Annotated in this window: 21 protein-coding genes; 10 read left to right on the forward strand and 11 right to left on the reverse strand. The window is 66.8% G+C overall.

From position 1 onward, the window contains the following. Positions 1 to 115: 115 nt before the first annotated feature. Complete coding sequence (locus ACF8ML_RS22065) at positions 116 to 817, forward strand: YebC/PmpR family DNA-binding transcriptional regulator (RefSeq protein WP_016446881.1); 702 nt, start codon at positions 116 to 118, stop codon at positions 815 to 817. A gap of 81 nt (positions 818 to 898) precedes the next feature. On the opposite strand, the gene upp is transcribed toward ACF8ML_RS22065, so the two are convergent. From upp to ACF8ML_RS22080, 3 genes are all read right to left on the reverse strand, one after another. Next, a complete protein-coding gene (gene upp / locus ACF8ML_RS22070) occupies positions 899 to 1528 on the reverse strand; it encodes a uracil phosphoribosyltransferase (RefSeq protein WP_012205354.1) in 630 nt (209 codons plus the stop codon). Between the two features lie 56 nt (positions 1529 to 1584). Next, positions 1585 to 2562: a threo-3-hydroxy-L-aspartate ammonia-lyase gene (locus ACF8ML_RS22075; protein ID WP_026062217.1), complete on the reverse strand. Its 978-nt coding sequence runs from the start codon at positions 2560 to 2562 to the stop codon at positions 1585 to 1587. Between the two features lie 147 nt (positions 2563 to 2709). Then, complete coding sequence (locus tag ACF8ML_RS22080; RefSeq protein ID WP_392407973.1) at positions 2710 to 4236, reverse strand: helicase HerA-like domain-containing protein; 1527 nt, start codon at positions 4234 to 4236, stop codon at positions 2710 to 2712. A 78-nt stretch (positions 4237 to 4314) separates the two neighbouring features. On the opposite strand from ACF8ML_RS22080, the gene ACF8ML_RS22085 reads away from it, so the two are divergent. The 9 genes from ACF8ML_RS22085 to ACF8ML_RS22125 all read left to right on the forward strand — a co-directional run bounded on the left by ACF8ML_RS22085 (position 4315) and on the right by ACF8ML_RS22125 (position 14438). Next, positions 4315 to 5034, forward strand: coding sequence for a YebC/PmpR family DNA-binding transcriptional regulator (locus ACF8ML_RS22085; protein WP_392407974.1), 720 nt, complete (start codon positions 4315 to 4317; stop codon positions 5032 to 5034). Further along, entirely contained in the window at positions 5031 to 6314 is a 1284-nt protein-coding gene (purD, locus tag ACF8ML_RS22090; protein ID WP_012205358.1) for a phosphoribosylamine--glycine ligase, read from the forward strand. The genes ACF8ML_RS22085 and purD overlap by 4 nt, the downstream gene beginning before the upstream one ends. Positions 6315 to 6318: 4 nt before the next feature. Then, entirely contained in the window at positions 6319 to 7278 is a 960-nt protein-coding gene (hemF, locus tag ACF8ML_RS22095) for an oxygen-dependent coproporphyrinogen oxidase (RefSeq protein WP_392407976.1), read from the forward strand. 249 nt (positions 7279 to 7527) lie between these two features. Next, the gene (gene rsfS, locus ACF8ML_RS22100; protein ID WP_034363878.1) at positions 7528 to 8280 is read left to right on the forward strand and encodes a ribosome silencing factor; all 753 of its coding nucleotides are present in this window, start codon (positions 7528 to 7530) and stop codon (positions 8278 to 8280) included. 21 nt (positions 8281 to 8301) lie between these two features. Continuing rightward, the gene (gene rlmH, locus ACF8ML_RS22105) at positions 8302 to 8769 is read left to right on the forward strand and encodes a 23S rRNA (pseudouridine(1915)-N(3))-methyltransferase RlmH (protein ID WP_012205361.1); all 468 of its coding nucleotides are present in this window, start codon (positions 8302 to 8304) and stop codon (positions 8767 to 8769) included. A gap of 104 nt (positions 8770 to 8873) precedes the next feature. Then, positions 8874 to 9488, forward strand: coding sequence for a nucleoside triphosphate pyrophosphatase (locus ACF8ML_RS22110; RefSeq protein ID WP_016446886.1), 615 nt, complete (start codon positions 8874 to 8876; stop codon positions 9486 to 9488). 136 nt (positions 9489 to 9624) lie between these two features. After that, on the forward strand, positions 9625 to 11112 hold the full coding sequence (gene rng, locus ACF8ML_RS22115; RefSeq protein WP_016453532.1) for a ribonuclease G: 1488 nt from the start codon (positions 9625 to 9627) through the stop codon (positions 11110 to 11112). Between the two features lie 179 nt (positions 11113 to 11291). Beyond that, positions 11292 to 13193, forward strand: coding sequence for a LodA/GoxA family CTQ-dependent oxidase (locus ACF8ML_RS22120; protein WP_392407978.1), 1902 nt, complete (start codon positions 11292 to 11294; stop codon positions 13191 to 13193). A 9-nt stretch (positions 13194 to 13202) separates the two neighbouring features. Continuing rightward, on the forward strand, positions 13203 to 14438 hold the full coding sequence (locus ACF8ML_RS22125; RefSeq protein ID WP_392407979.1) for an NAD(P)/FAD-dependent oxidoreductase: 1236 nt from the start codon (positions 13203 to 13205) through the stop codon (positions 14436 to 14438). Here ACF8ML_RS22125 and ACF8ML_RS22130 read toward each other — a convergent pair. From ACF8ML_RS22130 to lptF, 8 genes are all read right to left on the reverse strand, one after another. Beyond that, positions 14374 to 15369, reverse strand: a complete 996-nt coding sequence (locus ACF8ML_RS22130; protein ID WP_392407980.1) for a Bug family tripartite tricarboxylate transporter substrate binding protein — start codon at positions 15367 to 15369, stop codon at positions 14374 to 14376. The genes ACF8ML_RS22125 and ACF8ML_RS22130 overlap by 65 nt on opposite strands. A 433-nt stretch (positions 15370 to 15802) precedes the next feature. Next, positions 15803 to 18022, reverse strand: a complete 2220-nt coding sequence (locus tag ACF8ML_RS22135; protein WP_227740758.1) for a TonB-dependent siderophore receptor — start codon at positions 18020 to 18022, stop codon at positions 15803 to 15805. Between the two features lie 77 nt (positions 18023 to 18099). Further along, a complete protein-coding gene (locus ACF8ML_RS22140) occupies positions 18100 to 19062 on the reverse strand; it encodes a helix-turn-helix transcriptional regulator (RefSeq protein ID WP_154834411.1) in 963 nt (320 codons plus the stop codon). Between the two features lie 83 nt (positions 19063 to 19145). Then, positions 19146 to 20312: a pyridoxal phosphate-dependent aminotransferase gene (locus ACF8ML_RS22145; protein ID WP_047327741.1), complete on the reverse strand. Its 1167-nt coding sequence runs from the start codon at positions 20310 to 20312 to the stop codon at positions 19146 to 19148. 58 nt (positions 20313 to 20370) lie between these two features. Next, positions 20371 to 21312, reverse strand: a complete 942-nt coding sequence (locus ACF8ML_RS22150; protein WP_016445880.1) for a CysB family HTH-type transcriptional regulator — start codon at positions 21310 to 21312, stop codon at positions 20371 to 20373. Between the two features lie 64 nt (positions 21313 to 21376). Next, positions 21377 to 21790, reverse strand: a complete 414-nt coding sequence (locus ACF8ML_RS22155; RefSeq protein WP_016445881.1) for a sirohydrochlorin chelatase — start codon at positions 21788 to 21790, stop codon at positions 21377 to 21379. Positions 21791 to 21800: 10 nt separating this feature from the next. Further along, entirely contained in the window at positions 21801 to 22910 is a 1110-nt protein-coding gene (gene lptG, locus ACF8ML_RS22160) for an LPS export ABC transporter permease LptG (RefSeq protein ID WP_277848505.1), read from the reverse strand. Beyond that, positions 22910 to 24037 carry an LPS export ABC transporter permease LptF gene (gene lptF / locus ACF8ML_RS22165; protein WP_016445883.1) on the reverse strand — a complete coding sequence of 376 codons (1128 nt, stop codon included), beginning with the start codon at positions 24035 to 24037 and terminating at the stop codon, positions 22910 to 22912. Before lptF ends, lptG begins: the two co-directional genes overlap by 1 nt. Positions 24038 to 24041 lie beyond the last annotated feature (4 nt).

A 24041-nucleotide genomic window follows, 5' to 3' on the forward strand; every position in this document is an offset into this window, starting at 1 on the left:
CGCAGCCACTTGCGCGGGTGTATAAACAGCGCTCTTTCGGCGCCGGGCCGGGTCCCTGCGGGGGCGGGCGGCGGCGCCTCCTACCCACCAGAGAATCCGCAAGGGAAAAGCAGCCATGGGCGCGCAATGGAAAGCAAAGGGCAAGGCGCTGGTCGCCGACGCCAAGGGAAAGCTGTTTGGCAAGCTTGTCAAGGAAATCATCGTCGCGGCGCGCGCCGGCGCCGATCCGGCAGGCAACTCGCGCCTGCGCATGGCGGTGGAAGCCGCACGCAAGGCCTCCATGCCCAAGGACACGCTCGAGCGTGCCATCAAGAAGGGCTCGGGCGTGGGTGCCGATGCCGTCAACTACGAGCGCGTGGTCTATGAAGGCTACGGCCCCAACCGCGTGCCGGTGATGATCGAGTGCCTGACCGACAACGTGAACCGCACGGCGCCCAACATGCGCGTGTGCTTTCGCAAGGGCCAGATGACGGCCGTGGCCTGGGACTTCGACCATGTGGGCATGATCGAAGGCGAGCCCGAAGGCGGCGCCGATGCCGAACTGGCCGCCATCGAGGCCGGTGCACAGGATTTCGAGCCCGGCGAGGAAGAGGGCACGACGCTGTTCATCACCGACCCCACCGACCTCGATACCGTGAGCAAGGCGCTGCCGGCCCAGGGCTTCAAGGTGCTGTCGGCCAAGCTGGGCTACAAGGCCAAGACGCCGGTCAGCATGGCCAGCCTGTCGGCTGAGCAGCAGGAGGAAGTGCAGGACTTCCTGGCCGGCATCGAGAACGACGATGACGTGCAGAACGTCTACGCGGGCCTGGTGGATTGATGACGCTGTCCCCGCTGCCAAGCAAAAAAGCCGCACATCGTGCGGCTTTTTTGTGGGTGCAGGCGCCCAGCGCCCGGCGGCTCACTTGGTGCCGAAGATTCGGTCGCCCGCGTCGCCCAGGCCCGGCAGGATGTAGCCGTGGGCGTCCAGCTGGCGGTCCACGGCGGCCGTGTAGATGTCCACGTCGGGATGGGCCTTCTGCATGGTGGCCACGCCTTCGGGCGCAGCCAGCAGGCACATGAACTTGATGGACTTCGGGTTCAGCTGCTTCAGGCGCGCCACGGCGGCGGCGGCCGAATTGCCCGTGGCCAGCATGGGATCGACGACCAGCACGTCGCGCTCTTCCATCTCGGAGGGCATCTTGAAGTAGTACTCGACGGGCTGCAGCGTCTCGGGGTCGCGGTACAGGCCGATGTGGCCGATGCGCGCGCCGGGCACGACGTTGAGCATGCCGTCGAGGAAACCGTTGCCGGCGCGCAGGATGGACACCAGCACCAGCTTCTTGCCGTCGATGACCTTGCCGGTCATGGTCTCCAGCGGGGTCTCGATCTCGATGTCCTGCAGCGGCATGTCACGCGTGATCTCGTAGGCCATCAGCGTGGACAGCTCGCCCAGCATGCGGCGGAAGCTGTTGGTGCTGGCTTCCTTGCGGCGCATCAGCGTGAGCTTGTGTTGGACCAGCGGGTGGTCGATCAGGTGCAGAGTACTCATGGTTTTCTTCTGGAAAAAAGGGCGCCGGTATTTTGGGGCCGGCGCCAGGGGTCGGTTCAGTCGTGCAGAAAGCGCGCGTAGCGCGCCAGGTCCACATTGCCGCCGCTGATGAGAATGCCCACGCGTGCGCCCGACAGCGCAACCCCGCCATGCAGGGCGCCCGCCAGCGAGAGCGCACCCGTGGGTTCGACCACGATTTTCTTGCGTTCCGCGTAAAAGCGCATGGCCTGCACCAGATGCTCGTCCGCCACGGCCAGGATATCTTCGACATGCTCGCGGATGATGGCGAATGTGATATCGCCGATGGACTGGGTCTGCGCGCCGTCGGCAATGGTGTGGGGCGTGGGGATCTGCACGATCCGGCCTGCGCGCAGCGACTGGCGGGCATCGTCGCCGGCCTGGGGCTCGACGCCATAGACCTTGCAGCGCGGGGAGAGCTGTCCGGCTGCCAGCAGGCTGCCCGACAGCAGGCCGCCGCCGCCCAGGCAGACGAACAGGTAGTCCAGATCGGGCACCTCCTCGAACAATTCCTTGGCCGCCGTGCCCTGGCCGGCAATCACGTCGCGGTGGTTGAACGGCGGGATCAGCGTCATGCCGCGCTCGTCGGCCAGGCGGCGGGAGATGGCTTCGCGGTCCTCGGTGAAGCGGTCATAGGTCACGACCTGGGCGCCGTAGGAACGCGTGGCCGCCATCTTGGAGGCGGGCGCATCCTCGGGCATGACGATGAGCGCGGGCATGTCCAGCATCTGCGCGGCCAGGGCCACGGCCTGCGCATGGTTGCCCGAAGAGAAGGCCAGGGCGCCGCGCTTGCGCTGCTCGGGCGTGAACTGCGACAGCGCGTTGTAGGCGCCGCGTATCTTGAAGGCGCCCGTTCGCTGCAGGTTCTCGCACTTGAAGAACAGCTGGGCGCCCAGCAGCTCGTCGGCGGTGCGGCTGCGCAGTATGGGGGTGCGGTGGGCCACGCCCTCCAGCCGGCCGGCTGCGGCGGCAACGTCGTCATAGGTGGGCAGCGAGGGAGGGCTGTTCGTCGTCATGGCGTGCGGTTCCGCAAAGTGGATGGAGGCGGTTTCGATCATAGCCGCATGCGCAGGCTTTCAGCGCCCTGAAATGCGCCAGCCGTTGCATGGCAACGGCTGGGTGCTATGGTGTTTGATGCGGCGCAGTGCCGGTGCGCCAGCGCTTCAGCGCTTCTTGTTGCCCAGGATGCCGCCGAGCACGCCGCGCAGGATTTCCTTGCCCAGCGAATTGCCCATGGTGCGCATGGTGGACTTGGCCATGGTCTGCACCAGGCCGTCGTGCTTGCCGCCGCGCGGGCCCGTGGTGCCGAACAGCAGGTCCTTGAGCCCGTCCATCATGGCGCCACCTTCGCTTGCCGCGGGCGCAGCATCGGCCGGACCCGTGCCGGTTGGCGCTGCGCCGTCGCCGGCCGCTGCCGTGCGGCCGCGCAGCACCTCGTAGGCCGATTCGCGGTCCACGGCCTTTTCATAGACGCCGGCCACCAGCGACTGTGCCAGCAGGGTCTTGCGCTGCTCCTCGTTGATGGGGCCGATCTGGCTGCCGGGCGGGATCACGTAGGCACGCTCGGTGATGCCGGGGCGTCCCTTGTCGTCGAGGAAGCTCACCAGGGCCTCGCCCACGGCCAGTTCGGTGATGGCGGCCTCGATGTCCAGCCCGGGCTTGGGCCGCATGGTGGTGGCCGTGGCCTTGACGGCCTTCTGATCGCGCGGCGTGAAGGCGCGCAGCGCGTGCTGCACGCGGTTGCCCAACTGGGCCAGCACGGTGTCGGGCACGTCCATGGGGTTTTGCGTGACGAAATACACGCCCACGCCCTTGGAGCGCACCAGGCGCACCACCAGCTCGATGCGTTCGAGCAGCACCTTGGGCGCATCGTTGAACAGCAGGTGGGCCTCGTCGAAGAAGAAGACCAGCTTGGGCTTGTCGGGGTCGCCGATCTCGGGCAGGCGCTCGAACAGCTCGGACAGCATCCACAGCAGGAAGGTGGAGTACAGGCGCGGCGAATTCATCAGCTTCTCGGCCGCCAGGATGTTGACCACGCCCTTGCCGCCTGCATCGGTCTGCATCAGGTCGTTGATGTCGAGCATGGGCTCGCCAAAGAATTTGTCGCCGCCCTGCGACTCGATGGCCACCAGCCCGCGCTGTATGGCCCCCACGCTGGCGGCACTGATGTTGCCGTACTCGGTGGTGAACTGCTTGGCGTTGTCGCCCACGTGCTGGAGCATGGACCGCAGGTCCTTGAGGTCCAGCAGCAGCAGTCCGTTGTCGTCGGCAATCTTGAAGACCAGGTTGAGCACGCCCATCTGCGTGTCGTTCAGGGCCAGCATGCGCCCGATCAGCAGCGGCCCCATGTCCGAAACCGTGGCGCGCACCGGATGGCCCAGCTCGCCGAACACGTCCCACAGCGTGGTGGGGCAGGCCAGGGGCTGGGGAATCTCGATGCCGCGCTCCTGCAGCGAAGCCGCCATCTTGGCGCCGGTGCTGCCGCTTTGGCTGATGCCCGACAGGTCGCCCTTGATGTCGGCCATGAACACCGGCACGCCGATTTCGGAGAAGCCTTCCGCCATTTTCTGCAGCGTCACGGTCTTGCCGGTGCCCGTGGCGCCGGTGATCAGGCCATGTCGATTGGCCAGTGCGGGCAGCAGCAGGCATTCTGTGGCAGAGTGGCGGGCGATCAGAAGTGGAGCGGCCATTTCGGGTTTCCTCGGGGGAGCATGCGGTCAAAAGTAAAATCCCAGCCGCAAGGTTAAATCAATATCAAAGGACAGCCTGTGGCAGGACACAGTAAATGGGCCAATATCCAGCACCGCAAAGGCCGCCAGGACGAAAAGCGCGGCAAGGTCTGGACTCGCATCATCCGTGAAATCATGGTGGCGGCACGCACGGGAGGGGGCGATCTCAGCGCCAACCCGCGCCTGCGCCTGGCGGTGGAAAAGGCCAAGGCGGCCAACATGCCGGCCGACAACATCAAGCGCAACATCGACAAGGCCACGGGCAATCTCGAAGGCGTGACCTACGAGGAAATCCGCTACGAAGGCTACGGCATTGGCGGCGCGGCGATCATCGTGGACACCATGACCGACAATCGCGTGCGCACTGTGGCGGATGTGCGTCATGCCTTCAGCAAGTACGGTGGCAACATGGGCGCGGAGGGTTCCGTGTCCTTCCAGTTCAAGCATGTCGGACAACTGATCTTTGCTCCCGGAAGCGACGAGGACCAGATCATGGAAGTGGCGCTGGAGGCCGGTGCCGAGGACGTGATCACCGATGATGAGGGGGCCATCGAGGTGCTGACCGCACCCGCCGAGTTCGAAACCGTGCGCGACGCGCTGCAGGCCAAGGGCCTGACGCCGGAGGTGGCTGAAGTCACCATGCGCCCGGAAAACACCATCGCCCTGCAAGGCGATGACGCAGCCCGCATGCAAAAGCTGCTGGACATGATCGAAGACCTGGATGACGTACAGGACGTCTACCACAACGCTGAACTATGAAAATTCTTGTGATTGGTGGCGGAGGCCGCGAGCACGCCCTGGCGTGGAAACTGGCTGAATCGCCGAAATCGACCAAGGTTTATGTGGCCCCCGGCAACGGTGGCACGGGCCTGGCCGGCGGCAAGGTGGAGAACCTCAACATCACCGACCCGCAGGCGCTGCGCGAGTGGGCGCAGGCCGAGAAGGTCGCGCTGACCGTGGTGGGCCCCGAGGCGCCTTTGGCGGCCGGCGTGGTCGATGAGTTCCGTGCCCATGGCCTGCGCATCTTCGGCCCCTCCAAGGCGGCTGCCCAGCTGGAAAGCTCCAAGGCGTTTTCCAAGGACTTCATGGCGCGCCACGGCATCCCCACGGCGCTCTACGAGACTTTCACCGACCCGGTTGCTGCCCACGCCTATGTGGATCGCCTGGGGGCGCCCATCGTGGTCAAGGCCGACGGCCTGGCCGCAGGCAAGGGCGTGGTCGTTGCGACCACGCTGCAGGAAGCCCACGACGCCGTGGACTTCATGCTCGTGGACAACAAGTACGGCGTGGCCCACAACGACGGCGGTGCCCGCGTGGTGATCGAGGAATTCCTCGCCGGCGAGGAAGCCAGCTTCATCGTGCTGTGCGACGGCAAGAACGTCCTGGCCCTGGCGACCAGCCAGGACCACAAGCGCCTGAAGGACGGCGACCAGGGCCCGAACACGGGCGGCATGGGCGCCTACTCGCCCGCGCCCGTGGTCACGGCCGACGTGCATGCCCGCGCCATGCGCGAGATCATCCTGCCGACCATCCGTGGCATGGAAAAGGACGGCATTCCCTACACCGGCTTCCTGTATGCGGGCCTGATGATCGATGCATCCGGCCATCCCAAGACGCTGGAGTTCAACTGCCGCATGGGCGACCCCGAGACCCAGCCCATCATGATGCGCCTCAAGAGCGATCTGGTGGACGTCATGCTGGCGGCCACCGATGCCAAGCTCGACCAGGTCGAGCTGCAATGGGACCGCCGCACGGCGCTGGGCGTAGTCATGGCCGCAGCAGGCTACCCCGAGGACCCGCGCAAGGGCGATGCCATCAGCGGGCTGCCGCAGGACGCCGCCGATGCCATGGTCTTCCATGCTGGCACCCAGCTCAAGGACGGTGTGCCCGTCACCAGCGGTGGCCGCGTACTGTGCGTCACCGTGCTGGCCGACAGCGTCAAGCAGGCCCAGCAAAAGGTCTATGACGTGGCGCGCGGCATCCATTTCGATGGTGCCCAGTACCGCCGCGACATCGGCTTCCGTGCCGTGAAGAACTGAGTCCATGGCAGAGCAATCGACCGGGCAGGCGCTGCCCGTGGCCCAGGTGCGCGAGTACCTGACGGGCCTGCAGGCCCGCATCACGCAGGCGCTGGAACAGGTGGAAGGCGAGGGCGGTGCACGCTTTCTGTCCGACGCCTGGAGCAAGGGCCCCGGCGAGCGCCTGCAGGGCGATGGCATCACCCGCATCATGGAAGGCGGCCGCGTGTTCGAGCGCGCGGGCTGTGGCTTCTCGCATGTGCGCGGGCCGCAGCTGCCGCCCTCGGCCACGCAGCACCGGCCTGAGCTGGCCGGTGCGCCGTTCGAGGCCATGGGCGTGTCCCTGGTCTTCCATCCGCGCAATCCTTTTGTGCCTACGGTGCACATGAATGTGCGAATGATTGCAGCCGGCTCAGGTGCGGCAGGGCAGCCGGGCAACGAACCCACCTGCTGGTTCGGCGGCGGCATGGACCTGACGCCGGTCTACGGCTTCGAGGAAGATGCACAGCACTTTCACCGCGTCTGCCGCGATGCGCTGGCGCCTTTTGGCGACACGCTTTACCCGCGCTTCAAGACCTGGTGCGACGAGTACTTCCGCCTGAAGCACCGCAACGAGCAGCGCGGCATCGGCGGCATCTTCTTCGACGACTTCTCGGAGCTGGGCCAGGCGCGCAGTTTCGACATGCTGCGCTCGGTGGGCGATGCCTTTCTGGAGTCCTACCTTCCCATCGTCGAGCGCCGCCAGGCCATGGACTACGGGCAGCAGCAGGTCGATTTCCAGCGCTACCGCCGCGGCCGCTATGTGGAGTTCAACCTGGTCTGGGACCGGGGCACGCACTTCGGCCTGCAGTCCGGCGGGCGTACGGAGTCCATCTTGCTGTCCATGCCACCGCATGCGAGCTGGAGCTACCAGCGCGAGGACGCGCCCGGCACCCCCGAGCGCGCTTTGCTGGAGCAATTCCTGGTGCCCCGCGACTGGCTTTGAGCCCGAAAGCCGCCCTCCCGAGCGGCGTGGCGAAATCCGCGCGTGCAAGGGAATAGGCGGCAAAACTATAATTTCAATAGCTTGAGGCGCAGCGTTGGCTGCGTTCTCCACTTTCTTCGGCGCGAAATCTTCCGGCGATCTGTGGGCGAACTCCATGCATTTTGGAGCGCCGCTACAGCCCAGCCCTCTACGGGCCGCACGGCGCTCGCGCTATATTGATCCCATTCCTATTCCATTGATCACCGCCTGATGACCACTTCCACCAAATCGGATTCCGCAGCCAAGCGCGACGTGACCAAGCTGCAACGCGCCATTGTTGACGGCCTCGAAAACGTCAAGGCCCAAGACATCCAGGTCTTCAATACCGAAAAGCTCTCGCCGCTGTTCGAGCGCGTGATCGTGGCTGCGGGCACCTCCAACCGCCAGACCAAGGCGCTGGCCTCCAGCGTGCGCGACGCCGTCAAGCAGGCCGGTTTCCCCGTGCCGCGCCAGGAAGGCGAAGAAAACGGCGAGTGGATCATCGTGGACTGCGGCCAGGCCGTGGTCCATGTCATGCAGCCGGCCATCCGCCAGTACTACCGCCTGGAAGAGATCTGGGGCGAGACGCCTGTACGCCTGAAGCTGGGCGCTCCCAAGCCCACGCGCTCGGCTGCCACCGACAAGGCGGAAGAAAAGGCCAAGAAGGCTGCAACCAAGAAGGCGGCGGCAACCGCTGCCAAGCCTGCAGCCAAGAAGGCCGCTTCTGGCGCAGCCTCCGCCGCCGCCAAGAAGCCCGCTGCCAAGAAGGCGGCCCCTGCCAAGGCCGCTGCACCCCGTTCCGCAGCGGCAAAGCCGGCTGCTGTGAAGTCGGCCGCAGCCAAGTCGCCGGCCGGCAAGACGGCGGCGCCCAAGGCCATCAAGACCGTGGTGGTCAACCGCGCCCCCGCCAAGGCCAAGGCGGGCGCCGCTGCCAAGCCTGCCGCCAAGCCGGCAGCCAAGCGCGCCCCCCGCGCCAAGGCCTGAGCGGTTCAGGGCTGACGCTGCATGAAGCTGTTGATCGTGGCCGTGGGCCAGCATGTGCCCGACTGGGCGCAGACAGCCTACGACGACTACGCCAAGCGTTTTCCTCCGGAACTCAAGGTGGAGCTCAAGGCCGTCAAGACGGAGCCACGCGGCTCCAAGACGGTCGAGACCCTGTACGCGGCCGAGCGCAAGCGCATCGAGGCCGCCATTCCGCGCGGCACGCGCATCGTGGTGCTCGATGAGCGCGGCACCAATCTGACGACCAAGGCCCTGGCCCAGCGCCTGCAGGGCTGGCAGCTGGAGGGCGATGACGTGGCCCTCATCATCGGAGGCCCGGACGGTCTGGACCCCGCCTTCAGGCAGGCCGCACACGAGCGCATACGCCTGTCGGACCTGACCCTGCCGCATGCCATGGTGCGGGTGCTCCTTATCGAGCAGCTGTACCGTGCCTGGTCGGTCAACGCCGGCCATCCCTACCACCGGGAATAGCGGCAGCGGCGGTGTCATGCGGATCGGAAGATCTCGTGATACTATGATTTTGATAGCCTTCGGCGCTTTGATACAAAGGGCTGAAGGCATTTCTCATTTTCATCATGCCGCCCTTCATCTACCTAGCCTCCCAAAGCCCCCGCCGCCGCCAACTGCTGGAGCAGCTGGGCGTGGCCCATGAGCTTTTGCTGCCCAATGCGGATGGCGACATCGCCGAAGATGCCGAGGCCATGGAAACCGAGCTGGCCGGCGAGGCAGCGCGCGACTACGTGCAGCGCGTGACCGCACTCAAGCTCGACGCTGCCGTGGCCCGCCACGCGCGCCGTGCGCTGGCTGCCGCTCCCGTGCTCTGCTCGGACACCACGGTGGCGCTCGACGGCCGTATTCTGGGCAAGCCCGCCGATGCCGACGATGCACGCCGCATGCTGACGGGGCTTGCCGGCCGAGAGCATGAGGTGCTGACGGCCGTGGCCATACAGCATGGCGCGCGGCGCCTGGCTGCGCTGTCGGTCTCCCGGGTTCGCTTTGCGGCCATGAGCGCTCAGCAGATCGATGCCTACGTGGCCTCGGGCGAGCCCATGGGCAAGGCCGGTGCCTATGGCATACAGGGCCGTGCGGCGGCCCATGTGCAGTGGCTGCAAGGCAGCTACTCGGGCATCATGGGCCTGCCGCTGTTCGAGACGGCGGCGCTGTTGCGCGAGCTGGGCTGGGCGCTGTAGGCCAGCTCCCCGACCTGGGCCCCGAGGGGCGTGCAGGCAGGCGCGCACGGCCGATGGCAGCGCGCGGCACGGCAAGATGTCTGCCGGCCCGCTCCGGCCGAGAAATACAAACGACAAAGCACACCACAGGCACAGCATGCAGCAAGACATTCTGATCAATTGGTCGCCACAGGAAACGCGCGTGGCCATCATCGAGAACGGCGCCGTCCAGGAACTGCACATGGAGCGCCCGCTGGAGCGCGGCCTGGTCGGCAACGTGTACCTGGGCAAGGTCTCGCGTGTGCTGCCGGGCATGCAGTCGGCCTTCATCGACATCGGCCTGGAGCGCGCGGCCTTCCTGCACGTGGCCGATGTCTGGCAGCGGCAGGAAGGGGGCGAGGCCCCCATGTTCGCGCGCAAGGACATGCCTGTCGTGCCCATCGAAAAGCAGGTTTTCGAGGGCCAGACCATCATGGTGCAGGTCATCAAGGATCCGATCGGCACCAAGGGCGCGCGCCTGTCCACGCAGATCAGCATTGCGGGACGCCTGCTGGTGCTGCTGCCGCAGGACGACCACATCGGCATCTCGCAGAAAATCCCGCAGGGCGAGCGCGATGCCCTGCGCGCCCGGCTGCAGGGCCTGGTCGGCACCAAGGAGACCGGCGGCGGCGGCGGCTTCATCCTGCGCACCAATGGCGAGGACTCCAGCGACGCCGAGCTGGCCGACGACATCCGCTACCTGCGCAAGACCTGGAGCCGCATCAAGGAGGCCTCGGTGCGCCTGCCGCCCATGTCGCTGCTGCACCAGGACCTGAACCTGCTGCAGCGCGTGCTGCGCGATCTGGTGGGCGAAGGCACGCAGAGCATCCGCATCGACTCCAAGGAGCAGTTCGCCCTGCTCATGACCTTCGGGCAGGAGTACATGCCGGCGGCCGTGCCCAAGCTGCAGCATTACCGCGGCGAGCGGCCCATCTTCGATCTGTTCGCCATCGACGAGGAAATCGCCCGCGCGCTGGGCCGGCGGGTGGACCTCAAGTCGGGCGGCTACCTGATCGTGGACCAGACAGAGGCGCTGACCACGGTGGACGTCAATACCGGCGGCTACGTGGGCGCGCGCAACTTCGACGACACCATCTTCAAGACCAACCTGGAAGCCGCTCACCAGATCGCGCGCCAGCTGCGCCTGCGCAACCTGGGCGGCATCATCATCGTGGATTTCATCGACATGGTGCGCGACGACCACCAGGCCGAGGTGCTGTCCGAATTCAAGCGCCAGCTCGGGCGCGACCGGGTCAAGACCATGGCGGGTGGCTTCTCGCAGCTGGGCCTGGTGGAGATGACGCGCAAGCGCACGCGCGAATCGCTGGCCCACATGCTGTGCGAATCCTGCCCTGTCTGCCAGGGCAAGGGCCATGTGAAGACCGTGCGCAGCGTCTGCTACGAGGTGCTGCGCGAAATCCTGCGCGAGGCGCGCCAGTTCAACCCGCGCGAGTTCCGCATCGTGGCCTCGCCCAAGGTGGTCGAGATGTTCCTGGACGAGGAAAGCCAGCACCTGGCCGGCCTGTCCGACTTCATCAAGAAACCCATCTCGCTGCAGGCCGAGACCGCCATGGCACAGGAGCAGTACGACATCGTGCTGCTGTGAACCGGTATTTATCTTGCCAATTCATTATCAATAGCGATTCGGCATCTTTTGCGCAAATGGGTTCATATGAATCGATTTGCGCCCTGCTATGGATTGTCGATTCCCGATAATTAACTTTGTCTCGGCATTTTTGATACCGTTTGTTGCAATCAGTGCCTCAGCAACTGAAAGGGCGACAAATGGGAATCGACTCCACCATTGTGCGTGCTGCCATACACCCGGGAATTGGTGTGGCGCGTATTGGCAATAGCCCGGATGAGTACTATGTCGGCCCCGAGCTGATGCATGTGCCGCCCATGGCGCCGGGCAGCCTGCGTGATGCGCAGGGCGCGCTCAAGCGCCAGGCTGCGCGCTTTCGCATCTACGGCTACAACGCCGCGGGCGAGGTGGTGCGTGAACTCACGGCCGACCAGGACGAAATCGAATGGGAAGTCGAACTGGCCAATACCAAAGCCGCCTGGTATCAATTCCAATTGGCGCTGGACGTGCCTGAAGCCGCAGCGGCCGATCCCACGATTTTGCGCAATGCCAAGGTGAAGGACCGGAAAAGCCTGGCCATTCGGCCGGGAGCCCGCCGCATTGCCAAAGGCTCGGCCCCGGTGGCATTCGACAGCGGCAGTTTCTGCGGCAAGCCGGTGTATCTGGGCGAATTGCGCATTGAAAAGACGGGCCAGCTTCTCGTGCTGGGAGGCCGGGGCGTCTCTGCCTCCGTGGATGGCTCCAAGGCCACCACGTTTGCGAACAACGAGGGCTGGCATGACGATGTGGCCGATGGCCCGGTGCGCGCGAAGGTCGTCGTGGCCGGCGTTTCCGTGCCGGTGGATGCGGCATGGGTCACGGTTGCGCCGCCCAACTACGGCCCGCAGATGAAGTCGGTGCGCACCATGAAGGACCTGATGGAGGATGTTTTCATCCGCTCGGGCATGGCTGCGTTTCCGCTGCAGGTCTCCTTCAGCCGGCACATCCTGCCCATACTCCAGCGCCAGAGCAGCCTGCAGTGGGCGAACAAGGGCTTTGCCGCCCAGTTCGGCTGGGGTGCCGCCGCCAGTGCGGATGACGAGGCGTGGATCGCCAGGCTCAACAGCCCGGGCACGACCTGGGCCGAGCTGCGCCAGCAGGTGGCCAATGCCTTCCGCCGTTTTGACCGTGATGGCGCATCCCCCCAGCCCTGGCCCTGGCTGTATGGCGACGCCATGGCCGTGCCGCCGGCCGACACGCCGCGCCAGCATGCGGCGCTGACGGCCACGCAGCTGAGGATGCTGGACCTGTGGGCCGCAGGCCACTTTCTCTCCGACTGGACGCCCGGCCAGAAGTACCCGGCCCAGCTGTCCGATGTGCCGCTGCAGGAGCAGCCCACCATGCTCGACCATGCCGCCATGGACGACTGCCTGGCCGATGCCTTTCACCCGGGTTGCGAGATCACCTGGCCCATGCGCCACGCCAGCATGTACCGGGCGCCATTTCGCATCCGCGAGGCGGCCGAGAACCCGCCCGAGCTGCAGCTCTACGGCTCCCGGCTCACTCCCGCCGTGGCGCTGTCCGAGAGCGGGCCGCTGTATGCACAGGTGGCCGGCGACCTCACGCGCTGGATGGCCGTTCCCTGGCAGACCGACACCGCCAGCTGCCGCAGCGGCTACTACGCCGGCTACGGCCCGCGCTACGACCCCTACCTGCCCACGTTCTGGCCGGCCCGCGTGCCCAACCAGGTGCTGACGCAGGAGGCCTATGAAAAGGTCATCGATACCGAACTGCCGCGCGAGCAGCGTGTCGCCGCCTTCAACCGGCGCGAGTCGTGGTTCCGCACCCTGGGCGAGGGAGGCTATGAGAGCGAGATCAACCGCATGATCAGCCACTTCGGTGACATGGGCGTCATCGAGAATCGGCCGGGCCCGCTTGGCGACAAGGACTTCCCGCCGTTGATGCAGGTGGAAAACCGCATCGCCCCGGCGCCGTCGCACATGCTCAAGACTGCCGTGCAACCGGCCGGGCAGGAAGCGCCTCCCCGCATCGAGCCCTTCGACGCAGACAACGAAGAGCAGCTGCGCGCCCTGACGCAGCGCGGCCCGGTGCTGCCGCGCTGAATGGCGGCCATGTCTATGTCTGCGCATGCCATGGCCACCGCGCCGCTGCCGGATGAACTGGATGTGCTCGTCGTGGGCGCGGGACCGGCGGGCGCGGCCGTTGCCGCGCAGCTGGCAGGGCATTGCCGCGTGGCGCTGGTAGGACGCGCCGTGCAGGCTGGGCGGGCCATTGGCGAAACCCTGCCCGCTGCGGCCCGGGTGATTCTGTCCGACCTGGGCGTGTGGGATGCGTTCGCGGCACAGGGCCACCGTCCTGCCTGGTCGCGGCGGTCACTGTGGGGAAGCTCCGAGGTCATCTTTCAGGACGCACTGTTCGACCCGCATGGCGCGGGCTGGCACCTGGACCGCAAGCGCTTCGACGCCATGCTGCTGGAGGCTGCGCGCAGCCGTGGCGTGCCCTGCCTGGTGCCCGCCACGCTGCGCAGCCTGCAGCGCCAGCCACCGGGCGCACCCATGCGCTGGCGCTGCCTGATCGATAGGGCGCAGGGCGTCCCGGCGCACGGCCCGTTGGAGCTGTCCTGCCGCATCGTGGTCGATGCCACGGGCCGCGCGGCCCGGGTGGCCCGGCAGGCGGGTGCCGAGGTCCGCCGCGACGGCCGCCTGGTCTGTTTTCACGCCTGGGTGGAGCCGCCATCGCATGAGCATGCAGGCACCACCATGATCGAGTCGGATGCCGAAGGCTGGTGGTACAGCGCCGATCTGCCTGATGGCAGTTGCGTGATTGCCTGGCAGACCGATATCGACCTGCCCGAAGCCCGCCGCCTGCGCAGCACGGCGGATCTGCTGGACATGGCCGATCGCACGGCCCTGGTGGGCGCGCGCAGCGTGGGCAGCCAGGTGCTGGAGCCGTTGCGGGTGGCCGCCGCCCACGAGCAATGGCTGGATGCAGCCAGCGGGCCGGATTGGCTGGCCGTGGGCGATGCCTGCCTGTCCTTCGATCCGCTGGCATCGCAGGGCCTGCTCAACAGCCTGGTCACCGGCAGCGAGGCCGCCCTGGCCGTGCGCCGCAGCCTGGCGGGCGACGCCGGTGCGTTGCCTGCCTGGGATGCGTGGATCCGGCCGATACGCGCCGCGTACCGCAGCCATCACGAGCACTACTATGCGCTGGAGCCGCGCTGGGCGAACGAGACGTTCTGGGCCCGCCGCCAGCGGGCGCCGGAGGCTGGGAACGGAGCCGGCGTTATTGCCGCTCCAGCTTCGCCGTCTGAACGATGGCATTCCAGCGCTGGTACTCGGCCCGCGTGAATTCGCGGAAGGCCTTGGAGTCCAGCAGGCGCACTTCGCCGCCCAGCGCCGTCACCTTGGACTTGAAGTCGGTATGGCCCGCCACCTTGAGCGTGGCATCCTCCAGCCGCTTGACGATGGCGGCCGGCGTGCCCTTGGGCGCCAGCACGCCGTTCCAGGTGCCGGTCACGAAGGCGGGGTAGCCGCTTTCCTTCATGGTCGGCACATCGGGCAGGGCGGGCAGGCGCTGCTCCGAGGTCACGGCCAGGGCCTTGAGCTTGCCCGACTGCACGAAGGGCAGGGCGGGCGTCACGTTCTCGAAGATGAAATCGATCTGGCCGCCCAGCAGGTCGGTCAGGGCCGGCGCGCTGCCCTTGTAGGGCACATGCACCATGTCCAGCTGGGTGGCGCTCTTGAACAGCTCGCCCGACAGGTGGACCGTGGAGCCGCTGCCCGGCGAGCCATAGCTCATGCCGGTCTTTTGCGCGGCGGCGCGTACCACCAGGTCCTTCACCGTCCTGGCGGGCGTGCGCGCCTCGTTGACCACCAGCACGTTGGGGATGGTGGTGACCAGGGCCACGTATTCGAAATCGCCCAGGTTCTTCTCGCTCAGGTTCTTGTACAGGCTCTGGTTGATGGCCTGGGTGCCGGCCGTGCCGAACAGCAGCGTGTAGCCATCATTGGCCGCCGAAGCCACGCGGCTGGCGCCGATGGAGCCGTTGGCGCCGGAGATGTTTTCCACGATCACGGGCTGGCCCAGCGACTCGGACAGGCCCTGTGCCACCATGCGCGCCAGCACATCGGTATTGCCGCCAGGGGCGAAGGGCACGACCAGCTTGACCGGCCGGGTGGGATAGGCATCCGCCCAGGCCTGGGGCAGGGGCAGCAGCGTAGTGGCGCCAAGCAGCGCGGCAGCGCGCAGGAATTGCTTGCGTGAAAGGGTGCGGGGCATGGGGGATGTCTCCTTGTCGATGTTCTGGTGGCGCAGCGGCTGGGGCCAGCGGCGGATTTTTCAGGCGGGCCAATGCTGGGTGGTGGCTGTCTTGACGTCAATCAATGTTTTGGCAGGACGTCATGCGGCGGGCGAATGACCTGTCCGGCCTTGCTCGGCAAATGAGAAGGATTGCGTTGACATGCGCCCGTCATTGCGCCCGTCATTGCGCCTGCCATCACGGCGCAAGGCTCCTGGACTCGCCTGTGGCAAGGACCGCACCGCTGCTGAATCCGCCTCCGGCGCTGCCGTGCAACTGCCCGCGAACATGCGGCTTTGCGGCGCCTGCGTGGACGTGCACGATGCGCCCCATGGCATGGGCCGGCGCCCGTTACGGCGCCGGGGTTGGGGCGGGCATTGCCGATGTCCATGCCGACGCCAATGCCGATGCAGCTCAGAAATCCGCCCTCAGGCTCACCGTCATGTTGCGCGGCTCGCCCCACCAGCCCTGGTTGTAGAAGCCGATCTGGCTGTAGTACTGGCGGTCCAGCACGTTGTTGAGCTGCACGCTGGCCGACCAGGTGGGGTCGATGCGGTAGTGGGCCGAGAGGTTGACCACCAGGTAGCTGCCCTGGCCTACCTGCACGCTCTGGCGCAGCGGGTTGGTCACGTTCTGCCAGATGCGGCTTTGCCAGCGCAGGTTGCCGCCCAGGCTCAGGCCCTGCAGCGCACCCTCGAAGCTGCGCATGGCCGTGAGCTTGACCAGGCTGCGCGGGTGCGTGGTGTTGAAGGCGGCGCCGCTGGCGCTGCGTGCCGTGTAGTGCGTGTAGCTGGCGCCCAGGCGCCAGCCCCGGGCCGGCTCGCCGCTGAGTTCCAGGTCGATGCCGCGCACCTGGGCGCCCTTGACTCCCCGGTAGGCCTTCTGGTCCGTGGTGCCATCGATGAATTCGCCCGTGTCCTGCGCCAGGTTGTCCTGGCGGGTCTGGAACAGCGCGGCAGAACCCTGCAGCCGGTCCTGCAGCCAGGAGCCCTTGAGGCCCAGCTCGAAGGCCTGGCCGGTGACGGGGTCCAGGATGCTGCCTTGCTTGTCGCGGTAGTTCTGGGGTGTGAAGATTTCCGTGTAGCTCAGGTAGGCCGTGTGCCGGGCATCGATGTCCCACAGCAGGCCGGCGTAGGGCGTGATTTCGTTGCTGTAGCGGTAGTCGCGCAGGCTGCCGAAGTAGTTCTGGCGCGTGGACCAGCGGCTCAGGCGGGCGCCGGCCACGGCCGTCCAGCCATCGGCCAGCGAGAAACGCCCCACGGCATAGCCGCCGCTTTGGCGCATGCGGCTGTCGTCGCCGCCGTTGGAGACGTCGGACCAGCCCGGCTCGGCCAGGCTGCCGTTGCGCCAGTCGAGGAAGTTGTCCGTGGCGGGCGGCGTGCCCAGCGGTGCGTAGCGGCGGATGTCGATGTCGTCGCGCACATGGTTCCAGCCCACGGCAATCTCGTGCTGGCGCCCGAACAGCGCGACCGGGCCGCTGGCCGTGAGGTGCAGGCTGTCGCGCGAGCGGTCGCCCCGGTATTTGATGAAGGAGTTGGCCATGCCCAGGCCGGTGCTGGCGTCCGGCGCGCCGCCCCGGTAGACGTAGCGCATGTCGTAGTTGCCGTCGTTGCGGCTGTAGGCGGCGCGCAGCAGCCAGCGGTTGTCCAGCCGGTGCGTCAGGTCCAGCGTGGCCGTGGTGTTCTCCGTGCCGAAATGCGACCAGCGCGTGTTGTTGGACACCGAGCGGTCGAAGTCCGTGCGGCTGCCGTCCGCATGGAACAGCGGAAAGCCGGCGCCCATGCCGGGGCTGGTGTTCTTCTGGTATTCGAGGCTGGTCACGAGCCGGGTGGCGGGCGTCAGGGCCGCGCTCACCACGGCGTACAGGCCCTGCCTGCGCTGGCCGAAGTGGCTGACGTAGCTGTCGCTGTCCGATTGCACAGCCACGACGCGGCCATGCACGCGGCCTTCGCGGTCCAGCGGCAGGGACAGATCGGCCTCGGCGCGGCGCAGGTTCCAGCGGCCCAGCGTCAGCGATGCATGGCCGCCCGCCGTCTCGCGCGGCTGCTTGCGCACGAAGTTCACCGTGGCCGACGGATCGCCCGAGCCATTGAGCAGGCCCGTGGCGCCGCGCACGATTTCCACGCGGTCGTAGAAGGCGGTGTCCATGTCGGTGGCGCCGAAGTTCCACAGGCTGTTGATGGGCGAGGCCAGCCCGTCGAACTGGAAGTTGCTGACGCCGAAGCCGCGCGAGGAAAACTGGTAGCGGTTGCTGTCGCTGCGGCTCACCGACAGGCCGGGCGCGGAGGCCTCCAGCGTCTGCGAGACCGTGAGCTGGCCTGCATCGTCCATGAGCTGGCGCGTGATCACGCTGACCGACTGCGGTGTCTCGCGCGCCGACAGTTGCAGGCCCGTGGCCGTTCCCGTGGAACCGCTGGTATAGCGGGCCGTGCCTTCGGTGGTGCCCGCATCGGCGGCGGCGCGCACGGTGACGGTGCCCAGTTCGGTGTCGCCTTTCCTGGCAGCGGGCCTGTCCTCGTCGGCGGCCCAGACTGCTGGCGCAGGGGCGGCACAAACGGCACAGATCAGCAGGGACAGTGGGGTCCGCGCGCCTTGGGGGTGTCGCGGGGCGGGGTTTTGGATGCGAATGCTCATCATTTCCATGGTCCTGGGCGTGAGCCCGGATTGTGGGAAATGTGCGCCGCCGCCGCCTGTTCCCGGCGACGCCAGTCCTATGGCTTGCGACGCAGGCTGCCTTGGCTGGGCGCGTGGCCGAAGCGCTGGCGAAAGGCCGTGGCGAAATTGCTGGCGTGCTGAAAGCCCACGCAGTCGGCCGCTTCCTGCACGCTCCAGCCCTGTGCCAGCCGCTCGCGCGCCAGCTGCATGCGGCGCTCGCGCAGCCAGCCGAACACGGTCTGGCCGTAGGCGGCCTGGAATTTCTCGCGCAGCGTGGTCGGGCTCATGCAGGCCAGGCGCGCCAGGTCGTCCAGGCTGTGCGCCTGGCCCGGCGCTGCATCCATGCACTCGCGCACGCGCTCCAGGCCGCGCCTGTCCCGGGGATGGATGCGCGGCAAGGGCGCAGGCCGCGGCTGCGCATGTGCCTGCAGCGCGCAGGCCAGCACCTGCAGCGCAATGCCTTCGCGGTGCAGCCGGGCCAGGCTGCCGCTCCAGACGCCATCGAGCAGCTGGCGCAGCGAGACGGCCAGGTGCTCGGGCAGCGACCAGGCATGCAGTGGCGGGCCGGGTTGCCGCATGGCCTGGTGCAGCAGCTCGGCCAGTTCGGCATCGGCGCAGGCCTCGGGCGCCTCGATGGACAGGTTGAAGCCGCGCACCGTCTGGCCTGCCGCATGGGTGGCCTTGAGAATCTCGGTGTCGCCGCACGAGAATGCCGCCGCCGCATGGCGCGTCACGCTCAGTGCACGGCGGGCGCCCGGCAACTGCAGCTCGGCCTGGCCGTCGAGCAGGACCACGGCGGTGAAGCGCCGCGGGTGCTCGGATGTGGATTCATAGCCGTGGTCGATGCGGATGTCGGAGCTGACCAGTTGCAGGCCCGAGGGCAGCTGGTGCTCCTGCACCTGCCCCTCGAAGATGCAATCGTTTTCGGAGACGGCAGAGAGAAAGCGCACGCTGAAACCGTGGCGCTGGCGCATGGCGTCGAGCTGCGCCGTGGTGTAGCGCTGGGAGGAGGAGGGCATGGGTGAGCGGAACAAAAGGCCCGCAGCTGGATTCGAGAATGCTTCTCATTATCCGGGGCTGCAGGCCCGCTCGCCCACAAACCTCAGAGTTTGCGCAGCCGATCCAGTGCCGCGCGCAGCGTGCTGTCCTGCTTGGCAAAGCAAAATCGCACCACGCGCTGGTCGAAGCCGTCGCCATAGAAGGCCGACAGCGGGATGGCCGCCACGCCATGCTCCCGGACCAGCCACTGGCAGAACGCGGCTTCGTCCAGCTCCGACACGGCCGAGATGTCGGCGCAGACGAAATAGGTCCCCGCCGTGGGCAGAAGGCGCAGGCGCGAGCCTTCCAGGCCCTGGCGGAAAAGATCGCGTTTGGCCTGATAGAAGGCGGGCAGCTGGAGATAGGGCGCGGGGTCGGCCATGTAGCTGGCCAGGCCCGCCTGCATGGGTGTGTTGACGGTGAAGACGTTGAACTGGTGGACCTTGCGGAACTCGGCCGTGAGTGCGGCCGGCGCGGCGACGGTGCCCACCTTCCAGCCCGTGACATGGTAGGTCTTGCCGAAGCTGGAGACGATGAAGGCGCGCGCCGCCAGGCCGGCAAAGCGCGCGGCGCTCTGGTGCTGGCGGCCGTCGTAGACCATGTGCTCGTAGACCTCGTCACTGATCAGCAGCACGTCGGTGGGCGCCAGCAGCTCCTGCAGCTGCAGCATCTCGGTATCGCTCCAGATGGTGGCGCTGGGGTTGTGCGGGCTGTTGATGATCAAAAGCCGGGTGCGCGGCGTGATGGCGGCGGCAATTTTGGCGAAGTCGGGCTTGAAGCTGCCCGGCGTCAACGGTACGCGCACGGGCACGCCGCCGGCCAGCTCGATGTTGGGCACGTAGCTGTCGTAGCAGGGGTCGAGCACGATGACCTCGTCGCCAGCATGCACGGTGGCCAGGATGGCGGTGAGGATGGCCTGCGTGGCGCCGGCCGTGACCGTGATCTCGGTGCCCGCATCGTAGCTGCGGCCGTACAGCGCCTGCATCTTGTCGGCCATGGCCTGGCGCAGCTGGGGCAGGCCGGGCATGGGCGGGTACTGGTTGTGGCCGGCCTGCATGGCGGCCGTGACGGCATCGACCAGCCTGGGGTCGCAGCCGAAATCGGGAAAGCCCTGGCCCAGGTTCACCGCCTGGTGCTCGGCGGCCAGGGCCGACATGGTGGTGAAGATGGTCGTGCCCACATGGGGCAGGCGGCTGGGGAAGGCGGGCGTGCGGGGCGTGGCAGAAGTCATGGCGGAAACAGCGGACAGCGGGAGCGGACCCGCACTGCAGGTCCGGTGGGGCGGAGGATCAGAGTTCGTAGTCGTGCACGTGGCCGTTCATGGCGCGCATGATGAGATCGCGCGTCAGGCGGTCGCTGAGCAGTTCGGCGAATCGGTAGACGAAATTGCGCAGGTAGGCGCCGCGCTTGATGGCCACGCGTGCCACGCTCTGGCCGAACAGGTGGCCCATGGGGCGCACGACCAGGTCATTGACCGGGTCGTCGCGCATGGCCATTTCGGCCACGATGCCGATGCCCAGGCCCAGGCGCACATAGGTCTTGATCACGTCGGAGTCAATGGCCTCCAGCACGATGCGCGGACGCAGGCGGCGCGTGGCAAAGGCCTGGTCGATCTTGCCGCGACCCGTGAACGAAGGGTGGTAGGTGATCAGCGATTCGTGGGCGATGTCGTCCAGCGTGATGCGCTCTTTCTGCGCCAGCGGGTGGCCTGTGGGCATGACCAGCACGTGCTGCCATTCGTAGCAGGGCAGGGTGACGAGATCGGGGTAGTCGGCCAGGGATTCGGTGGCCATGCCGATGTCGGCCACCTCGTCGATGACCATGCGCGCCACCTCTGCCGGAGTGGCCTGGTGCAGGCTGATCGTGACCTTGGGATACAGGTCGCGCAGCCGTGCCACGGCAGGCGGAAGCACGTAACGGGCCTGTGTGTGGGTGGTGGCAATCGACAGCGTGCCGCTGTCCTGGGCGCTGTACTGCTCGCCGATGCGCTTGAGATTTCCGATCTCGCGCATGATGAGCTCGATGCTCTTGAGCACCTCCAGCCCGGGTTCGGTGATGCGCTTGAGGCGCTTGCCGTGGCGCGCAAAGATGTCGATGCCCAGCTCCTCCTCCAGCTCGATGATGGCCTTGGAGACGCCGGGCTGCGAGGTGTGCAGGGCCTTGGCCGCCTCGGTGAGGTTGAGGTTGCGGCGCGCCGCTTCTTGGACGAATCGGAATTGGTGCAGGTTCATGGCGGTGACAGCAGGGTGCTGCACGCCATTATGCTGCATTTATATAAAGAAGCGATTCGTTATTTCAGCTTCCCGGTGCACCACGGGGCTCCGTGGCCACCAGTGCCAGTTCTGCCAGCAGGGCCGTGACACGCGGATGCTCGCCCACGGCCGGCTGCAGGTCCACGGCCACCTGCGGATGGGTATCGCTTATCTCCTGCACCAGCTTCGGGATGTCCTCGCGCGCATGCTTGCCCGTGCCAAGGAACAGGGGCAGCACGGTGATGTGCGTGGCGCCGGCCTCGACCAGCCCGCGCGCGGCGGTGGGCAGGTCGGGCGCGCAGGCCTCCAGGTAGGCGCAGGCGGCCAGGGATTGGGGATGCGTCTGCTGAACGGCCTTCAGCACGGCCTCGATGGGTTGGCGCCACAAGGCGTCGCGCGAGCCGTGTGCCAGCAGGATCAGCCCGGTCCTGCCGGCAGATGTTGTCTCGTTTTGCATGGCAACGGTCCTAGCGGCGCAGCACCAGCCAGGTGAAGGCCGTCAATGAAAGAAGGCTGTAGAGCAGGCCCGGCGCCGCAGCGGTCAGCCAGGGCGACCAGGTCTGCAGCGTGCCGATGTAGCCGAACACGTTGTTCAGCAGGAAGAAGCTGATGCCGGCCATGACGCCGCCGAACACATAGGCCGCGATGCCGCCCGAGCGGAAATGCAGGTAGGCGAAAGGCAGGGCCAGCACCACCATCACCAGGCAGCTCATCGGGTAGAAGACCTTGCGCCAGAACTCGATCTCGTACTTCTGCGCAGCCTGGCCGTTGGCTTCCAGGTGGCGCACATACTGGAACAGCGAGATGGTGGACATGCGATCGGGCTTGAGCAAAGCGGCCGAGACCATCTCGGCGCTGATGCCCGTCCTCCAGTTCATGCTGTCTTCTTTCTCGCGCTGCAGCACCATGCCGCCGTCGGGCTTGGCCGTCAGGCGGCTGGCCTGCACGCCCTGGAGCATCCAGGATTCTCCGTCTTCGCTCACCTGCGCCGATTCCGCATGGATCTGGGCAGAGATGCGGCCCTGGCCGTCAAAGTCGAAGATGCGCACATTCGAGAAATCGCCCGGCCCGCGAATGGCACGCACGTTGATGGCAATGGAATGATCGCCCTGGCGCTCCTTGAGCCAGGCACCCGTGGCCCCGCGTGACAGCTGGGCCAGGTGGATGGCGCGTATGTTCTGGCCCGCGTTCTCGGCCGCAGGTGCCAGGTAGTCGCCCGTGCCGAAGGTGACCAGCACAAAGCCCAGGCCCAGCACCATCAGCGTGCGCAGCGCCAGCCAGGGGCCCATGCCGCTGGTGCGCATGATGGTGAATTCCGAACTCTGGGCAAAGCGCGCCATCACGTAGATGGTGCCGATCAGTACGGTGATGGGCATCAGCTCGTACAGGTGGCTGGGAATGCGCAGCACCACGAAAAGCAGCGCGTGCGTGATCTTGTAGCCGTTGTCGCCGCCGCGCCCGACCCATCGCAGCTCATCGACCAGATCGAAGAAGAAGAACAGCGCCAGGAAGGCCAGCGTCACATAGCCGACGGCCGCGATGATGTCGCGGTACAGCAGGTTTCTCAGAACTCTCATCATGGCACCGCCTTCGCGTCGTCCAGGGCAGTCGGCTTGCAGGGCCTGCGCCACAGATCGCGCGGCGACCAGCGCCTGTGCCGCACCAGCAGCACCAGCAGCGCCAGCAGCAACGTGCCGCCGTGCAGCAGGGCCGTCATGGCGGGCATGCTCAGCTTGCCCGAGGCCACCCAGTTCTCGCCCAGCGTCATGAGGTTGTAGTACACGATGAAGGCGAACAGCGCGAGCATGAGGCTGCCGCTGCCACCGGCACGCGGGTTCACGCTGGCCACGGCCAGGCCCAGGATCACGAAGTTCAGCGCCGCCAGAGGCAGGCCTATGCGCCAGCCCAGTTCGGCGCGGTAGATGGGTTCGGTGCGCGGCAGCAGCTCATGCGTGTACGTGCTGCGCGCGGCCATTTCCTCGGCGGCGGCCAGATTGTTGCCGCTGCCGAGCTGCGTGCCGTATTCCTTGAACTCGCTGATCTTCACCGAGCCGTCGCTGGTCTGCGTCTCCATGCGCTGGCCGTCGGTCAGCACGGCCATGCGTTCGCCCTTGACCACTTCCAGCCGCGCCCCGCGCGCCGAGGTCACGGACTCGCGCCCGCGCTCATTGGCCACGATGAACACATTGTTGGCAGCGGTGGCGCTGGGCACGTCCTTGTCGATGAAGAACACGCGCGAGCCGCCGGCAGACTCCTGGAACTCACCGGGAGCGATGCGGTCGATGTCGCTGCGCTGCTCGAACTGGGTCTTGATCTGCTCGATCTGCTGATTGGCCCAGGGCAGGATGCCCAGGCCCAGCACGGCGATCACGGCCAGCACCGGCCAGGCAAAGCGCAGCAGCGGGCGCAGCAGGCTGGCCAGTCCCTGGCCTGCGGCGAACCAGATCACCATCTCGCTGTCGCGGTACATGCGCGACAGTGAACCGACCACGGCCACGAAAAGTCCCAGGCCCAGGATGGTTGGCAACTGGCCAAGCACCGTATATCCCATGACCAGCAGAACGTCTGAAGGGCTGACATTGCCCTTGTAAGCCTGACCCAACGTGCGGATCAGCATCATGGTCATGACGACCGTGATCAGCACCACGACCGTGGCACCGAAGCTGCGGGCCAGCTCTTTGCGTATGGATGAATCGAATAACATTGGC

It is taken from the genome of Delftia sp. WSY_10, assembly GCF_043104705.1.
Taxonomy (GTDB): domain Bacteria; phylum Pseudomonadota; class Gammaproteobacteria; order Burkholderiales; family Burkholderiaceae_C; genus Comamonas; species Comamonas tsuruhatensis.

Coding starts and splice junctions, on each gene's coding strand:
- ACF8ML_RS22110 (WP_016446886.1), top strand. CDS start 8,874: ATGCCGCCCTTCATCTACCTAGCCTCCCAAAGCCCCCGCCGCCGCCAA.
- purD (WP_012205358.1), top strand. CDS start 5,031: ATGAAAATTCTTGTGATTGGTGGCGGAGGCCGCGAGCACGCCCTGGCG.
- upp (WP_012205354.1), bottom strand. CDS start 1,528: ATGAGTACTCTGCACCTGATCGACCACCCGCTGGTCCAACACAAGCTC.
- hemF (WP_392407976.1), top strand. CDS start 6,319: ATGGCAGAGCAATCGACCGGGCAGGCGCTGCCCGTGGCCCAGGTGCGC.
- lptF (WP_016445883.1), bottom strand. CDS start 24,037: ATGTTATTCGATTCATCCATACGCAAAGAGCTGGCCCGCAGCTTCGGT.
- rsfS (WP_034363878.1), top strand. CDS start 7,528: ATGACCACTTCCACCAAATCGGATTCCGCAGCCAAGCGCGACGTGACC.
- ACF8ML_RS22140 (WP_154834411.1), bottom strand. CDS start 19,062: ATGCCCTCCTCCTCCCAGCGCTACACCACGGCGCAGCTCGACGCCATG.
- ACF8ML_RS22075 (WP_026062217.1), bottom strand. CDS start 2,562: ATGACGACGAACAGCCCTCCCTCGCTGCCCACCTATGACGACGTTGCC.
- ACF8ML_RS22120 (WP_392407978.1), top strand. CDS start 11,292: ATGGGAATCGACTCCACCATTGTGCGTGCTGCCATACACCCGGGAATT.
- ACF8ML_RS22155 (WP_016445881.1), bottom strand. CDS start 21,790: ATGCAAAACGAGACAACATCTGCCGGCAGGACCGGGCTGATCCTGCTG.
- ACF8ML_RS22145 (WP_047327741.1), bottom strand. CDS start 20,312: ATGACTTCTGCCACGCCCCGCACGCCCGCCTTCCCCAGCCGCCTGCCC.
- rng (WP_016453532.1), top strand. CDS start 9,625: ATGCAGCAAGACATTCTGATCAATTGGTCGCCACAGGAAACGCGCGTG.
- ACF8ML_RS22065 (WP_016446881.1), top strand. CDS start 116: ATGGGCGCGCAATGGAAAGCAAAGGGCAAGGCGCTGGTCGCCGACGCC.
- ACF8ML_RS22150 (WP_016445880.1), bottom strand. CDS start 21,312: ATGAACCTGCACCAATTCCGATTCGTCCAAGAAGCGGCGCGCCGCAAC.
- ACF8ML_RS22125 (WP_392407979.1), top strand. CDS start 13,203: ATGTCTATGTCTGCGCATGCCATGGCCACCGCGCCGCTGCCGGATGAA.
- rlmH (WP_012205361.1), top strand. CDS start 8,302: ATGAAGCTGTTGATCGTGGCCGTGGGCCAGCATGTGCCCGACTGGGCG.
- ACF8ML_RS22135 (WP_227740758.1), bottom strand. CDS start 18,022: ATGAGCATTCGCATCCAAAACCCCGCCCCGCGACACCCCCAAGGCGCG.
- ACF8ML_RS22130 (WP_392407980.1), bottom strand. CDS start 15,369: ATGCCCCGCACCCTTTCACGCAAGCAATTCCTGCGCGCTGCCGCGCTG.
- ACF8ML_RS22080 (WP_392407973.1), bottom strand. CDS start 4,236: ATGGCCGCTCCACTTCTGATCGCCCGCCACTCTGCCACAGAATGCCTG.
- lptG (WP_277848505.1), bottom strand. CDS start 22,910: ATGAGAGTTCTGAGAAACCTGCTGTACCGCGACATCATCGCGGCCGTC.